We start from the raw sequence: 15,105 nt of genomic DNA on the forward strand, positions 1-15,105 counted from the left end.
TTAAAACCCCTGCGCGCGAAGATCAGCGAGCACGTCATCGGCATCCCGGAGTGCAATAGATCGTGTCCAAAAACGATGGCGGTCGGGCTTCAGGAGAAATAAAAAATTCCCGTCATAAATTCTAGTAATGCGTGTAACCGTCAGGCTCGCTCCACGCTGCTCGTAAAGGAGTGCATTTAATCTATTGCGTAGATCGCTAGCATCAGACCAATCCACGGCCCCTTCTCCGAAGCAATACGCCTTGCAGATGGCTCCCGCCCAGTGTTGTAAAGGTAGTGCTCGCAGAGGGTTGCGAGAGTATATGGCATTGATTTGATTTGTAAGGACATCGTCGAATGCCTCAAGCGCTTCAGTCGGCGCCTTCTGCATCACTTTAGCGCCTGTTCCCAGCCGAATATAGTCGCGCTGAAATGAAACAATATCTTCAGCAAGAATCTTTTCGTTCGGGCTTATGTCGAGTTCCCTACTCTCTGGGTAAGGGAGAGAAAAAATATCGGCATTGAAAATGGATGTTGCCCTCTGCGTGATGAGTCGCGAACTGATCCCCGCTACATAGGCTCGAAGTACGGCTGATTCTTGCTGGAGCCAATTTGCAACTTCCCCAAGTTGTTCAGTATCGCCGGGGGCTGAAAATCCAACGATTTCGTTCTTGTAGGTCAAATAACCTTCATCCCATATGTCGTGATAAAGGTCTTCGTGCTCTTTGATAAGTAGTAGGGGCGGCATAAACCGGCCAGCCGACTTTGGATCCTTGATTGGCTTGTTTGGTACTGTTTTGATCAAAGAGTGATCAATACCTTCTGGGCCTAAAGCTTCGGTCAGTAGTAATGGTTTGCCGATCAGATGCTGTACGTTATCCGACGCGTTCTTTTCACCACCGAAATAGCCTTCACCGAAATTCCAGCCTCGCTCGGCGGCAAAATCCTTCAGCGTGGGGTAGCTGCGCAACCGCGTAATCATGCTATGGACGCGGCTTCCTCCCAGCAAATTCGATCTCCAGACATCACGCGATCGCTCCGCGTCTACGCTGCGAAGCCAGTGAAGGTCGTAATAATCTATGTCGAAACCCTGTTCGGCGGTTGCCCGTCCGCTGCGACGGAAAACAGCATGAAGTAAGTGGCCGTCGGGAGTCGATTTTTTCGCCTCCGCGATCACAACGACAATCTTCGGATCTGCGCCTCCTTTTTTGAACAGTCCCCGCACTGATACGAAATCGAGGATTTCACGCACTTTCCAGCGACTGAAAAAGGAGTGGCGAAAAGGCAGGGCATGCTGGTTGTAGAGAAAGCCGGCCGGCTCGACCATTGCCAGCAAACCGCCTTTAGTTAGCATCTCCATTGCTTCATGGAGGAAGAGGTACGCAAGTTGTTTGTCCGCGAGAATCCCATGGACAAGGTTATAGGCCTTATAACTCTGGCGCGCACCGTCAGTTGTGAAGGAGGATTCAAATGGCGGGTTGCCGAGAATCACAGAGACGGGAGCTTTAATCAGCCCTTGGGCCTTTGCATTAAAGAAACAGCTATGGTGCAAAGTTACATCAGCTAGCTGCGGGAAGAGTTTGACGCTGGAGCGAATTTCCTCAGGCTGGAGCGCGTCACAAAGGCTAAGGCACAGGCTGAACGCCGCAAGCTCAATGGCCCCCTCTTCAAGATCAATACCGTGCACGCGCTGAAGTAGGAGACGCAACTCTTCAATGCCCGGGCGAACCCAACCGTTACGCCACCGCCAGTGCAAGACGAGCCGTTTGTAAGCTTCGACTAGAAAAACACCGGATCCGCAAGCCGGATCGAGAATTACACCATCCCCCTTCATCAGCCCGTCAATTTTCTCCCAGTTCAACGTTTCTTCGAGCATCAACCGGACGAGCGCGGGAGGTGTATAGATAGAGCTCGACGCATCCTTTACGAAAAGCTGGTAGATATTGCTTATCAGTTCGACGGGCAGATCACGAAACGAATACAAGCGCCACAGGCTCAGCTGTCCGTTGCCGTCCTCATAGCCTTCAACAAGCCGAGCGTAGCTTGCAAGCTCAGCGCTTTCCATCAGCAGCACATGCTCATCTTTCGCTAAACGAAAGACGTGGCCGTTAAATCGCTCCTCGAGTGATTCGAGTAACTTGGACAGTGCTCTGCCGTCAGCCAGAATCTCAAAGAATTTGGTCGCGCCTGGGCGAGCCTCGTTAAAATCAGCCGGTAGCAGGACCGACCTTTCTTCAAGGTAGGCTATGAGCAGCGAAAGGATAAGCAGCTTTCGACTCAGTCGAGGAGGAAGCAGATCCCGTTGTGAAAGCTGCGTAGCCAACATGCGCACTGCGTCGACCAATGTCCGATGTGCAGCCTTTTGCGCAGATAGCATAAGGTCGCATGCATTGGGATCATCCCATATCGCCCCGTTCCGAATCCTCTCTGCGTCCCACCAGATGTCCTGCTCAGCGATTTTTGCGCCCAGATTAAGCGTGCGGATCGGGCTGCAAATGGTCGTATTGTTGGGGCCAATGAAGTCAGGCTTATGGGCACAACGAAAGAGTTGAATACAACCAGGCGAAGCTCGATAGACTAGCGGCACGCCTCCCCAACTCCATAAGCGTTTATGCAACTCGGCAAAACGGATGCTGTCTGGCTCATCGTCCGCATCAAAGATGAAAGCCTGGGCAACTGGCGCTTTCCCATGATGAGCCGCCTCGAAAAATGCAGCACGAGCACCAAAGTGGCGCGCCTTCTCCATCATGGCGACCTCCTCTGGAGGACGTCCAGCGGGGGAGTAACCGACAACGGCAACCAAACCGTCGACGGCTGCCATACTGTTACCGTGACAGATCGAGAACAGCCATTCGGCCGAGATCTGTGCGGAGTTAGGTGCGTCAAGCGCCATTGGAGCCACGTTGAACCGGAGACATTCGATCTTGGTCCATCACCTTAATCACTCGCTCCATCATTTTTCCTCACCTTTCGAACAAGCTCGAACCCCTCCTTAAGGAGGGCGGTCATGCTGACCCCCTGCGCAACAGCAAACCCCTTGAAATCCTTTTTGAACTTAGGGCTGACTTTGAAATTGAGGGAAGCTTCCTTCTCATTTCCTGCCAGCACTTTGCTGCCAAGTCCGACTAATTCGCTGTTAGGCATCCACTACCTCCCCCTCTTGATTGGTGGCCCAGCGTGAGCATTTTACTTAGTGAATTATGACAGGTTTCTGTCTTTCCTGAAATCCTGAAATCCTGAAATCCTGAAATCCTGAAATCCTGAAATCCTGAAATCCTGAAATCCTGAAATCCTGAAATCGTTACGCTGAGCGCTCCGCTGCGAGGCATGCTCGCAATCGAGGCTGGTTCGACGGTGATCAGGTTGAGCGAACTATAGGGGCATCAGATTGTGACAGAGCCGGCCCCGAAAATTCGGACAGTCGGATAGGTGATAGCCAGGGTCAACCGATGGCCGCATAGCGACCGAGAAGAGGAGCAAGAAGATGACAAGAATGAAGAGGCGGAACCACTCGGCTATCAACCGGCTGGCGCCGCCATGGATTTGTACGCTCGCTTGACTTGGGCCGGCTAATGGGCGCCCCCTATTTCCCCTACCTAGAAATCCTTGAATCGGCCACCAAGCTGACGTTCCAGTTCACCTACAAGTTGAGTACCAGTGTCTGGCATGAGCGAGCACAGAATCCGAGGTGTTTCATGCAACCCCTGACGTAGACCCTTTAGCATCTCGCGGCCCGTTTTTGCATCCCCACCATCGCTGATCATTACCCGTAACTGGCTTATCGCATTAGCGACGCTTTCAACATAGGAAACCACCCGCTTATCTTCCATTCCTCTCAGCAGCGGAATCAGAAGATCATAAACTCCCACTAACCCATTGAGTTTTGCAAAGGTAGCAGCAGTAATCCGTGATGATTTAACAGGCGAGGCTGGCATACCTCCCTCCCCAGCCAGTGTTGGATTTTTCGGTCCTCGCTGAATTACTTCGCCGGTCTCCGGATCAAGCTCTTGTTTCGTAGTGGGGTCATAACATTTGTTCTTCCGGGTGCTCTCGAATTCCGCATTCGGACGCCCATCGAAGTGGTCGACCAACCGCTGCACAACGTGTTGCTCGAACCAAACAGACATCGCTTCCAAGTCCTTGGCTTCATCGTAAGCTGCCAGACGGACTTGGTTTCCCTTAATGATATACACCTGATTCGAACCCACCGGCTGGTTGCGGTAGCTAGACACCTCTTTCAGTAGCCCTTTTGGAGGAACATTTCCGAGCATCACCCAACCAGCTTTCATGACTGAGCTTGTGACTGTAGGCACCCGAAATGCGACTGGACTGACTACAATTTCATCAATGGAAGGAAACGTACTGCTTCTTAGATCGAAATAGGCGTAATCCCCCCCCGCACATACTTGGCTAAAGCCGTACGTGCCATCCCCCAAGGGAATGGCCAGCACATCGCCCTCCCTAGGCTTGCGTTGTCGTTTCGGTTTGCTAGATGTCATCACAGAAATTATGGCCCCAACAGATTCATCAGGTAGGGGAATATTTCCGTACCAAACCGTGGGCGGCTGGGCGAATTATCTGGCAACGGACCGAATTCCCTATTGGACTGATACATATACCATGGCCGATTAGGATTGATATCGCTGACGCCGTTGATCCTGTTGCGCGCCGTACCTCCCACACTTTGGGAACCACCGTTGTAGTCGATCAGTTGCTGTTCGCGACCCCGGATTGCATCGAAACTGGTAGATATCTGATCCAAAACCGGGCGGCCAAATCCCTCAGTGTTCAGGATAGGCTGTCCATTCATCCGGCGATCAAGGATGGTATTGATCGATTCATCCGCATTGCCACTTGTTCGCCCAGAGTAGACATCTCCCGTCCCAGGATTGGTTCGAGTGTAGGTCAGATACACTTGCGTTTGCTCCTGCCGAGTATCGCCCGAGAGCGACAGAGGTAGCAGGAGCGCACCGCCACGCAAGACATTCAACAGTTCTCCGGCGCTCACCCCAGAGGCCGCCGCACTTCCCGGCCATGTCCCGGCAGCGCCCGCCGTCGCGCCCAGCACCCCACTACATCCATTGCACACCACCTTCGGCAACATCCCATCCGGATCGTTGTAGCGGATTGGATTCCCATCGGCGTAGGCATAGGGGTTGATCCCGGCCGCGAAGCCGAGCGGGTCTCTGGAGGCGAAGCGCCCGCTGCCCGGGTGGTAGTAGCGCGCCCGGTAGAAGATCAGCCCGGTCGCATCCGGCTCCCGGCCGGTGTAACCGAATTGCGGGATGCTGCCGTTGCTCTGGGCGACATTGCCCCAGGCGTCGAAGCGCTGCGTCGCTGCGGCGAAGCCGGGCGCGCTCCAGGCCTGCAGTTCGCTCAGCCAGACCAGGACGCCGTTGGTCGAGGCGGTGAAGCGCACGCGCAGTGCCGTGGTGACGATCGGCGGGAAGCTCTTGACGGCGCGCACACTGGAGTTGTCGGCCCAGGCCGCGAAGTCGTCGCCGGTGCCGCTGGCAATCGCGGTCCAGCTGTTGTCGGCGTTCTTCTGCTCGATGACGAAGGCCGCCGGCTTGTAATTGCTGACCGCCATCAGTTCGACCCGCTCAATGGCTTGTGCCATCGGGAAGCTCAGGGTAGCCGCCGCCCCTTGGTCGGTCCGCCCGACCCAGCCTTCGCTGCTGGAGATGACGGTGACGCCGTTGGCCAGGTCGGCCACCGGATAGCTGCCGGCCGAGTAGTCACCGGTGCTGCTCAGGGTGTTGGTGGGGTCCGCTGTCTGGTTCTTGACTTCGCCGCTCTGGAGCAGCGCAATGACGCTGCCGACCCCGTCCTGGGCGTAGTAGCGGGCGCTGGCGGCTGGACTGTTGGTGCTGCCAGTGAGGCGCAGCAGCGGTTCGTCGATACCGGCGCCGTGAGCGTAAACCGCACTCGGGGATTGTGCCGGGTTGGCGTATTCGGCGATCAGGTCGGGGCCGTCGTAGGCGTAGTGGGTGGATGTGCCGCCAACGCTCTTGCGGAGCCGCCGGCCGCTGTCGTCGTAGGCGTAGGTCTCGACCGGCAGGCCGCTCTTGCTGGCCTGGATCAATTGGTCGAGGCCGTTCCAGGCGAGTGTCAGGAGATTGCTGCCGGTGCAGTCGGCGCTGTTGCCGCTGGCCGCGCCGGCACAGTGTTTTTTCAGGTTGCCGTTGTCGTCGTAGACCAGGCGTTCGGCGGTGACGCCGTTTTGCTGGATTTCGGTGAGCTGCTGGGCGGCGTCATGGAGGTAGCTGGTGGTGACGCCGCCGACGATCCTGCTGCTGCGGTTGCCGAAGAGGTCGAAGGCGGTGGTTTCGGTGGCGCCGCCGGCGGTCACGCTCTTCAGCCGGTTCAGGCTGTCGTAGCCGTAGGTGCTGGCGGTGAGCGTGCCACCGACGGTTTCCGTGCCGCTCGCCCGGTTGCCCCAGACATCGAAGGTGTAGGCGAGGTCGGCAAGGGTAGTGCTGCCGGCATGGTGCTGGATGGCCGCGAGGCTGCCGTCGGGGTGCCAGGCATAGTTGCTGCGGACGCCATTCGGCCAGCGCCGTTCGAGGAGCCGTCCGCCGGCGTCGCGCGCATAGGCCACGGTCTGGCCGTTGGGGGCAACGAGGGCCGAGAGGCGCCCCACCCCGTCGTATTTGAACGCCCAGGCGTGGCCGTCGAGGGTGATCGTGGCCAGCCGCCCACCCGGCGTCCAGGTGTAGGCGAGCGTCTTGCCGCTGCGGCTGTCGGTAATGCCGGCCACCCGGTGGGCGGCGTCGTAGGAGGTGTCGTAGGCGACGAGGGTGTTGCCGCTGCCGTCCTTCGTTTCGGCGCGGGTGACCTGGCCCAGCGCGTTGCGACTGTAGCTGACGCTCTGCCCGGCGCTGCCCGGGACGCTGCGGGTCTGGAGCAGACCATTGACGGTGGCGTCGTAGGTGTAGGTGGTCTTCTGGCCGGCCTTGGCTTGTTCCGGCGTCGTGCTTTCGATCAGGTTGCCATGGCTGTCGTAGGTGTAGGTCCAGGTCCGGCCCAAGGCGTCGCTCCTGGAAACCAGATTGCCGAAGTCATCCCAGGTCTGGGTCGCCTGCACCGCCGGGCTGCCGACGCAGGTGGCGCTGGTTGTGTCGGTGGTAGCGCCGGCCCGGAGCTGGATGAGGTGGGAGAGGCCGTCGTAGCTATAGCAGACTTGCAGGCGCTGGCCGCTGTCGTCGGGCGGCGAGACACTACGCACCAGCCGGCCGAGTTCGTCGTAAAAACGATGGGACTGACGGGCCTGGCCGTCGGCGCTAACTTCGCGCAGGCGGACCGGCAGACCGCCTGCATCGGTGTCGCTTTCCGTCGCCCGGCCGCCGGCCTGGCCGGGGATGGCTGGGAGTTCGACGCGGGCGAGGCGCCCATCCTGATCGGCGCCATGGTAGTCATAGGTGGTGGTGGCGCCGTTGGGGTCGGTCACGGTCTGAATGCGGCCGAGCACGTCGAGGCTGGTATAGACGCGGTTGCCTTCCTGGTCGTAGGCGGAGAAAGGACGATTGGCGATGTCGTAGTCGAAGCCGATGGCATAGCCGTCCGGGCCTTGGACGCTGACCGTGTTACCAACTTCGTCGTAGGTGGTGGCGGTACGGTTGCCGGCGTGGTCGAGAACGCGGATCGGGCGGTCCTGGGCGTCGTAGACCAGGGTGGCGGAATCGACGCGGCTGCCACCGGCGACGAGTTCCATGCCGGAGCGGTTGCCGTTGGCGTCGAAACGGTAGTTGCGGGGCTGGCCCAAGGCGTCGGCGCCCTGGATGGCGCGGTCGAGAGCGTCGTAGCCGAAACCGACCACATACCAGCGGTCGTCGACGCCGCCGGTCTGGCGCCCCAGGTTGTCGTGGACAAAGGTCGGGCTGGTTTCGTTGATCGCGCCGCTGTTGCGGGTACCAGTGCGGTTCAGGTTCTGGAGGTTGAGCTTGCTGGCGTCGTAGTTGCTCACCAAGCTCGGCCCGCTGCCGCTGGCGAAATTGCCCAGGGTGGCGCCGCTCCAGTCTTTCAGGCGCTTGATGCCGGTCAGGTTGCCGACGCTGTCGGCCTGGTATTTGGTCCAGGCGACGATGTTGGCGGCCGCCGGGGCAACCCCGGCCACCGGGACGACGCCGGCCTTGGCGCGGATGACGTCGGTCAGGTTGCCGGCGGCGTCGAAGCGGTTGAGCGTCCAGTTGCCGCGAGCGTCCTTGACGCGCTGGGGCTGGGCGAAGGTGGTGGTGTAGTCGCGGTATTCGAGCACGGCACCGGAGGGTAGCGTCCGGGTTTCGAGGTGGCCGGCGGCGCTGTAGGTGTAGTTCGTGGTCCGGCCGATCGGGTCGGTGTCCTGGGTGCGCAGGTGGGGATCGTTGGGGTCGGCATAGACGTAGCTGTGGACCGCGCCGTTCTCGGCAGTCTGGGCGACGAGGTTGCCGTATTTGTCGAAGACGAAGCGCTGTTCGCCGCCGCGCCCGTCCACACTCCAGCTTTCGCGGCGGTGGAGGTTGTAGTGGAAGGTGAGCGCCGAGGCCTCGATTAGCGCGCCGGCGGTATCGAAGGGGGTGTGCCGGAAGACCTGGCCGCCGGCGTAGTACTCGAATTCCATGCCGTTGCCGCGCGGCCGGGTGACCCGGCGCATGGCGTGGTTGAGTTTGGTGCCATCGGTGGTGGTGTAGTAGCTGTACCGTGTGGTCTGGGCCAAGGGGTCGATGACCCGTGTCAGGTTGCCGTTGCCATCCTCGTAGAAGTACTGGAATTCGCGGTTGGCGAGGTCCTTGACCTTGCTGATACGGCCGCCGTTCCAAGTAAAGGTGAGGACGGTGCGGGAGAGGCTGTCGGTGACGGTGGCAAGTTGGCCGCCGGTGTAGTTCAGGGTCAGGGTGTTGCCGTTGCGGTCGGCGATGGACAGCAGCTTGGCCTTGGGTTCGGTCCCGGCGGCGGGCGGAGTAGCCGGATTGGTGACGGACTCGAAGGTATAGGTCAGGCCGTTGGTTTCCTTGATCTGGTAGCGGCCGTCGGCGAGTCGGGAGAGCTGGGTAAAGACGCCGTCCTGTGCGTTCAGGGTGCCGCTGGCGATGTTACCGTTGCTGTGGCTGGTGGTGGCGTAGTAACGTTGGCCGCCGCTGCCGTCCACCCAGCCGACCTTGGCCTGGCCGGATTCGACGCCGTAGAAGCGCAACTGATGGTTGAGGCTGTGCGTCCAGCCATGGCCGAAGGGTCCGTCCTGGCCGCTGGCCGAGTTGTAGCCGCGTTCGAGCACGATGGGCAGACCGCCCCGGCCCTTGATCGTGAAGTCGCGCTCCTGGTGGGTATAGTTACCGGTGAGCATGTTCACCGGGTCGCCCCAGGTAACGGTATTGAACTGTTGGCCGAGAAAGCCGCCGGGCAGCGCTTCGAGTGCCCCGGTGCCGCCGTCGGCGCTGTTTTGCGCAACCGGAGCGACGAAGTTGAAGCTGAACAGGGAGGCAAAGCTGGTACTGTTGAGCAGCGGGAAACCGCCGGCGATCTTGCCATTGATGATGGCGCCGTATTCTCCTGTGGTGCCGTTCTCGGTCATGTAGATGGCGCCCGTCCATTTCTTGCTGGGGTCCACCGGGTCTTCGTAGGCGATCTGCTCGCGGGGCACGGTGACGACGCCGTGATAGCCGTTGTCCGAACCCTTGACGGCGTTCTGGATGGCGGTCTTGTGGAGCGCCATGCTGGTGGCGCCGCTGATTTGCATCAGGCTGTCAAACTGACCGATGTTGGCCGAATTGAAGGTGACGAGGGGGATGCCTTTTTCCGCGGCGTATTGCAGGCCGCGCACGGTGGAGACGGCATCGGTGCGCAAGGTCTGTTGCCAGACGTGATGCTCCAGCGCCGAACCGGAATAGATCGAGAGCTTGGCGAGATCCACGCCTTCGGCCTGGAGCGCTGCCCCGGTGGTCGCCGCGGTATCGAGCTTGACGAAACCGTAGATGCCGCCCTTGAAGTCCACGAAGACGCCGGCCGGCTTGACCGCCACCGGGATATCGAAGATGTAGTCGGTCTTCAGGTCGGAGGCGGTGAGGCCCAGATCGTAGGGGCCAATGCTCCGGAAGCCGCGCAACTCGGCGGTGCGCCGGTCGGCGTGTTCGGTCTGGTGCAGGTATTGCTGCAGTACGAAGTGCAGCAGTTCGCCGACGGTCGCCTCGTAGCCGGCGCCGGCGGCCGGGGTAGGCGCTGTCGGGTAGGCACGGGCGCCTTCGGCGAGAAGGTCGGCGCGGTCAGCGAGGTAGGCCGCTGAAGTATGCAGTGCGTTCACGCCCAGGGCGTGATAGGCCCCCGCCTTGATGCTGGTGTAGACCGTCTTGTTGACGCAGGTGGCATCGGGGTCCTTGGCATCGGCCGGGTTGCCGCTATCGTTGATGCAGTCGGCGCCGGTCTGCTCGCCCTGGGCGAATTTGAGGATCACGTTGTGGACGGTGGCCAGCGGCATGGCGTTGGCGGCGGGGCCGGCGGCCAGGACCGTGCCCTCGGCCTTGATTTGCGGATAGACCTTGATGCTGCCGTCGGGCGCCACCGGCAAGGCACCGCCCCAAGCAATCCAGGCCGCTTGGCTGGCGGTGTCGGGCTGGTAAGAGAGCGTGATGCGCTTGTAGGTATTCTGCGGATAGGGCAGCGTCGCACTGGCCAGCGTGCTGGCACCGTTTTTCACGGTAATCGTCAGACTGTGACGGTGAGCGTCCGGCAGGCTAGCCGCTTCGGGGGAGCCTAGGCCTGGCCAGTCGGCGAAGGATTCGACCTCGTAGGGCAGCGAGCCGGGCAGCACGTCATAACGGAGGGACTTGGGCGAGCCCTTGTAGGGAACGTCTTCCACCGAGGCGTCGGCAACCACTGTGCGAGCAGCGGTTTCCGTCTTGGCAGCATAGTATTCGTGGGGCAGTTGGTCTTTCCGGTTGGCCAGGTAAGGGTCGTAGAAATCCGCCTTGGTGAGCGGGACATTGACCGCGATGCCTTGCTGGTAGTCGTGGTCCTTGACCGCTGCGTCGAGGGCCAGCCAGCGGTAGCCGCCGGCTTCCGCCGGGGCGCCCCGGTAGGAACCGTAGGGCACGCAGGCCTCGACCCAAACATGGTCAAACCGGATGCCACGCCGCTCCACGGTGACGTTATCCGAGAGCAGGATGTTGTAGATACCCGCATTTATGCCGCCCTTGGCCAGTATCCAGGAGGACGCCTGATAGGTCTTGGCGCCCAGCCAGCGTTGAGAACGGCCGTTGACGTTGTCCTGGGAATCGTGATCGAACAGGCGCACGGTACCGCGCACGTAGCGCGACGGCACGTTGGAGGCGCGCAACAGCGCGATGAAGAGGCTGGACTGATCGGTGCTGTTACCGGCCCGTGTCTCCAGGACGCCCTCGGCGCCCTTCAGTCCGCCCCAGTAGGGCTCGAAGGCGATGCTTTGTTGCATCCAGCGCAGAATCCGGGCCGGCGAGTAGCCGAGCGAGGCCGCCAGATCCTTGATCGGCTGCGTAAGTTGGACGTCCTTGCCGTCGCCGATGAGGTCAGCATTCCCGGCGCCGCAGTCGGCAGCGGCTTCGGCGGCCACCGGCGGCGGCGTGTTGGCCACCTTGATCAGGCGATAGCCATCGAAGCCAACCAGCCGCCGGGGCGGTTCGCCGGCCTGGGCGTAGAGGGGCAGCTTGGCGCTCGGCTTGCGGTGGGCGGGTTCGCCAGCCGGCCGCTTCGGCGACAGAGTGGGCACCGGGACGGTAGCGGGCAGGTCGATGTCCTCGTGGCGCAGCGATTCGAGCATGGCCCGCAGGTCGTGCCGCGCCTGCCGACGCGCATCAGGCGTCGCTGCCTTATGCAAGGTTTTGAACGAGGCATCAACCCGGTCGAAGCGCTGCTCGACCAGGGCAGCGATGGTATCGACCCGTTCGGCGGCATTTGCGGCGCCGGCGGCCAGCGCCGCCGCCTTCATCGCCGCCAGATCCTGCCGCGCCTGGTCGCGCAGGCTGGCAAGTTCCGCCGCCCGCGCCGCGAGGCGACTGCCGATGCGCTGCCCGCCGGATGCCGCAGCTTCCTTGCCATCTTCCTCGGCATCGCGCCGGGAATCATCTAGATAGCGCCGGACTGCTGAGGCCGCGGGCAAACCGCCGGAGGCCAGCGTTTCGCGCAACTGGCGGACGGTATCGTCGGACAGTGCCCGCGCGGCGGAAGGCTCCTTCGCGAGGCTGGGGAATGCGAGGCTGGCGGCGACGAGAAGGCAGGCGATCAGGCGGAAGGGGCGCATGGGGTTCGCTCGAAAAACAAGGCGTGGAGAAAAGACGGAATCGTTGGGATCGGAGGTCAGTGGCGCGGCTTGCGCAGCGCGCCGCGCATCAGCACCGCACCGAGTGCGACCAGAGCCCAGGCCGGAACGGGCACGTCACCATTGCCGTCGGCGGCGGCAACCTCGCTGACCACATCGATGCGACCGATAACGGTCTGGGTTGCACCGGCGCTGAGCAGATCGAATTCGAAGCTGTAGCTGCCGCCCTGGGTAGGCGTGCCAGAGAGTTGGCCGGTCGCGGCGTTGAGCGAAATCCCCGGCGGCAGGCTGCCGCTGACCACTGCATAGTTGCTGCCCCCGCCAAGGTCATAGGCGAAAGCCTCTCCGACCTTGCCGCTGACCACGAAGGAGGTGGCGGTGATGCCGGACTGAGCGAGGTCCGGACTCTTCAATTGGCTGCTGGCGTCGGCCAGTACGGTACTGCTGCCCAGTTGCTGCTCGACGACGTCCGGAATACCGTCCTGATCGGTATCGGTGACTTGGGCACCGGTCGCTGCCGGGAAGACGGCAAGTACTTGGGCGGTAATGAAAGCATCGCCCCGCCAACTGCCGTCGGCAGCATTCTGCTGGGCCAGAATATAGTTGAAAGTGTTGTCGGTGGCAGGCTGCGAGGGCGTCGCCATGCTCTTGAGGGCGCGGTAGGCTTGCGCCGAGACGAAGACGTTGGAGGTCCCTTTCGTGCCGTCGGAGCGCACCTCGCCGAAACCGGAATCGGCATTCTGTTGCGTTTTCAGCCACGCTTCCGCTTCTTGGAGCAGCGTCGCGACAGTGTAGGGAATCACCGTGGGCGTGCCGTCAATGGTCACGTTGCAACTTCCTGAAACCAAGTTGGAGTGTTGTTGCATGGCCCGTATTTCTGCCAGCACCAGGCTGGTGGCGACAACGGACGGGCGGGCGCCGGTGGCTGCCTGCCCGGTAGTGGTCGGGGCGACCGACCAAGCCAACTGGCCGCTGGCCGGCGTCAGCTTGCCGATCACCAAGCGACATAGTGCCGCTGCAAGGGGGCTGCTCGCCTGACTGGCCTTGGCGTTGTAACCGGCATCGGCCGCGCGCAGGGCGGCCAACCCCAGGGCGGTATCCACGAAGTCGAGGGTGTGTCCGGGGTAGCCCCCCCAGGCAGCGGTGCCGGCGCCAACCCGCCGCCCATAAAGCGTATCGGCAGCGCTCTGCGCCCCGGCAGTCATGCCGCCAATGGCGAGAGCCTCAGCCTTGCGCGCAAGAGCGTCGGTGCTATCGCCGTCGGCGTTGGCCAGCCAGGACAGGGCAGCACCGTAGCTCGGCGATGTCGGCAATCCGCCGTTCTTGAGAGCGATGATGGCGTTGGCGGTAGACTGCACTTCGAGGCCGGCCGCGCCGCTGCGCCAGGCACCATCGCCTTGCTGGGTTTGAATGAGGTATTTGAGTCCCTTGGCCCGCGCATCGTCGATGGCCCCTTGCGCCGGCAAAGCGACAGCTACGGTCAGCAGCATTGCTGACAGGAAATGATGGCGGTCCACGAGCTCTCCCCTCTGCTTATCCAGAGGTCGAGTTTATTCAAACATCATTACCGCCATTGCACTGATGATATGGTGTTTTCATGAGCCGATCGGATCATGCCAAATGCAATTTATATGCCCTTGGTTATAGGAAAGCTCGAACTCAACCACTCTTGAATCTTCAGGGTTGCTCCCCGCGCGCCATAAGCAGCCGACGCCGCAAGCAGGATGCCAACACCTAGGCGACCGCCACCATGCAGAAAACGGTGAATCAGCATCAATGGGGAAATATGCTCGGGGTCGAAGCGTTCGAGAAACATATCCCAGGTGTAGGCGTGCAACGTGAGGGGAATATCGATCGCCATGAACAACAGACCAAGCGTTGCCGCAAACGCCAGGCGCAACAGAATGGCGGCGGCTTTGCCTGGCCAGGCGGCGACCAAGCCCAACGCGATGGTCAGAGGTTGCAGCATGGCGCCCACCGTGGTCGTTACTTCCAGCCAGCCTTTCGGATGGGGTTCGGTGACATGGCTACCGACGACGATCATCCGGACAAGATTGACCCGTAACCGGATTACGGTGTCCTGACCGGTATGGTCGAGGCCGAAGTAAAGTATGGCGAAACGGTCGTCTATCCAGATGAGGACAGTCTGGGCGAGCGGCAACATGACCTCAACCAACCAGCGGCCACCCAGCCAAGCAAGGGCAATTGCCAGCGCGAAGGCGGCAGCTAGCCGAAGAAACAGCCAGCCGGGCTCAGGCCAGACGGCGCTGGCTGTAGTGGAGGACGGCATAGAAGTAGGCGGCCGTGGCGGCGACCAGCAGCACCGGGAGCACGGCTGTGTGCAGCGCATCGAAGAGACTACGGTCGGCTCTGAAAGAGTAGAACAGGGTCAGGATGCGCGCCTGATTGAGGACGAAGATCAGACCGAAGCCAAGCAGCATGGCAAGGACACGGTGGTACCACGGCAAACTGACTGCGGCAAGTGCAGCTGCCAGCAGGAACATCACTTCCGTTCCCTCGCAGCCATTCAGGATATTGAGTCCGCCGCCGGGTGCCTTGATGCTGGCGGCAACGGCTTGGGCAGGTATATCCGGAGTTAGCAGGCGAATCAGCGCGGCAGCGGGAGTAACAGTAATCTGATGGACAACCAATCGCTCCACCCAACTACTGCGCGCCGCGCTCCAGCCCCATTGCAGCAGAACGAAGATGGCGATGAAAATGATCAGCGTGTTCAGTATCGATCGCTGCGGCAACGGTTCTGGTGCATCAATGGTTCCATCGGGGCAAAAGGCTTCGCCGGTGGGAGAGCGTTTAAACATTGCGTCGCCAATTGTATGAGATTGCTTCTATGCTGGAGTCATC

7 protein-coding genes are annotated in these 15,105 nt (G+C 61.0%); all 7 read right to left on the reverse strand.

The genetic code is table 11. The features are described from left to right. The 7 genes from AC07TV_RS10910 to AC07TV_RS10940 all read right to left on the reverse strand — a co-directional run bounded on the left by AC07TV_RS10910 (nt 1) and on the right by AC07TV_RS10940 (nt 15,062). Entirely contained in the window at nt 1-2,799 is a 2,799-nt protein-coding gene (locus AC07TV_RS10910) for an HsdM family class I SAM-dependent methyltransferase (RefSeq protein ID WP_494648377.1), read from the reverse strand. Between the two features lie 116 nt (nt 2,800-2,915). Then, nucleotides 2,916-3,122: a hypothetical protein gene (locus AC07TV_RS10915; RefSeq protein ID WP_494648378.1), complete on the reverse strand. Its 207-nt coding sequence runs from the start codon at nt 3,120-3,122 to the stop codon at nt 2,916-2,918. 452 nt (nt 3,123-3,574) lie between these two features. Continuing rightward, on the reverse strand, nt 3,575-4,429 hold the full coding sequence (locus AC07TV_RS10920; protein WP_494648379.1) for a hypothetical protein: 855 nt from the start codon (nt 4,427-4,429) through the stop codon (nt 3,575-3,577). A 56-nt stretch (nt 4,430-4,485) separates the two neighbouring features. Continuing rightward, nucleotides 4,486-12,225 (reverse strand): RHS repeat-associated core domain-containing protein, encoded by a 7,740-nt coding sequence (locus AC07TV_RS10925; RefSeq protein WP_494648380.1) that lies wholly within the window; start codon nt 12,223-12,225, stop codon nt 4,486-4,488. A gap of 56 nt (nt 12,226-12,281) precedes the next feature. Continuing rightward, complete coding sequence (locus AC07TV_RS10930) at nt 12,282-13,760, reverse strand: putative Ig domain-containing protein (RefSeq protein WP_494648381.1); 1,479 nt, start codon at nt 13,758-13,760, stop codon at nt 12,282-12,284. Nucleotides 13,761-13,870: 110 nt separating this feature from the next. Continuing rightward, entirely contained in the window at nt 13,871-14,533 is a 663-nt protein-coding gene (locus AC07TV_RS10935; RefSeq protein WP_494648382.1) for a hypothetical protein, read from the reverse strand. Further along, nucleotides 14,496-15,062: an archaeosortase/exosortase family protein gene (locus tag AC07TV_RS10940; protein WP_494648383.1), complete on the reverse strand. Its 567-nt coding sequence runs from the start codon at nt 15,060-15,062 to the stop codon at nt 14,496-14,498. The genes AC07TV_RS10935 and AC07TV_RS10940 overlap by 38 nt, the downstream gene beginning before the upstream one ends. Nucleotides 15,063-15,105: the final 43 nt, after the last annotated feature.

It is taken from the genome of Azonexus sp. GW821-FHT04F04 (assembly GCF_059420025.1).

What these genes read in the sequence shown, in the direction of transcription:
- AC07TV_RS10935 (WP_494648382.1), bottom strand. Translation starts at nt 14,533, where the DNA reads ATGCCGTCCTCCACTACAGCCAGCGCCGTCTGGCCTGAGCCCGGCTGG.
- AC07TV_RS10940 (WP_494648383.1), bottom strand. Translation starts at nt 15,062, where the DNA reads ATGTTTAAACGCTCTCCCACCGGCGAAGCCTTTTGCCCCGATGGAACC.
- AC07TV_RS10910 (WP_494648377.1), bottom strand. Translation starts at nt 2,799, where the DNA reads ATGGCAGCCGTCGACGGTTTGGTTGCCGTTGTCGGTTACTCCCCCGCT.
- AC07TV_RS10925 (WP_494648380.1), bottom strand. Translation starts at nt 12,225, where the DNA reads ATGCGCCCCTTCCGCCTGATCGCCTGCCTTCTCGTCGCCGCCAGCCTC.
- AC07TV_RS10915 (WP_494648378.1), bottom strand. Translation starts at nt 3,122, where the DNA reads ATGCCTAACAGCGAATTAGTCGGACTTGGCAGCAAAGTGCTGGCAGGA.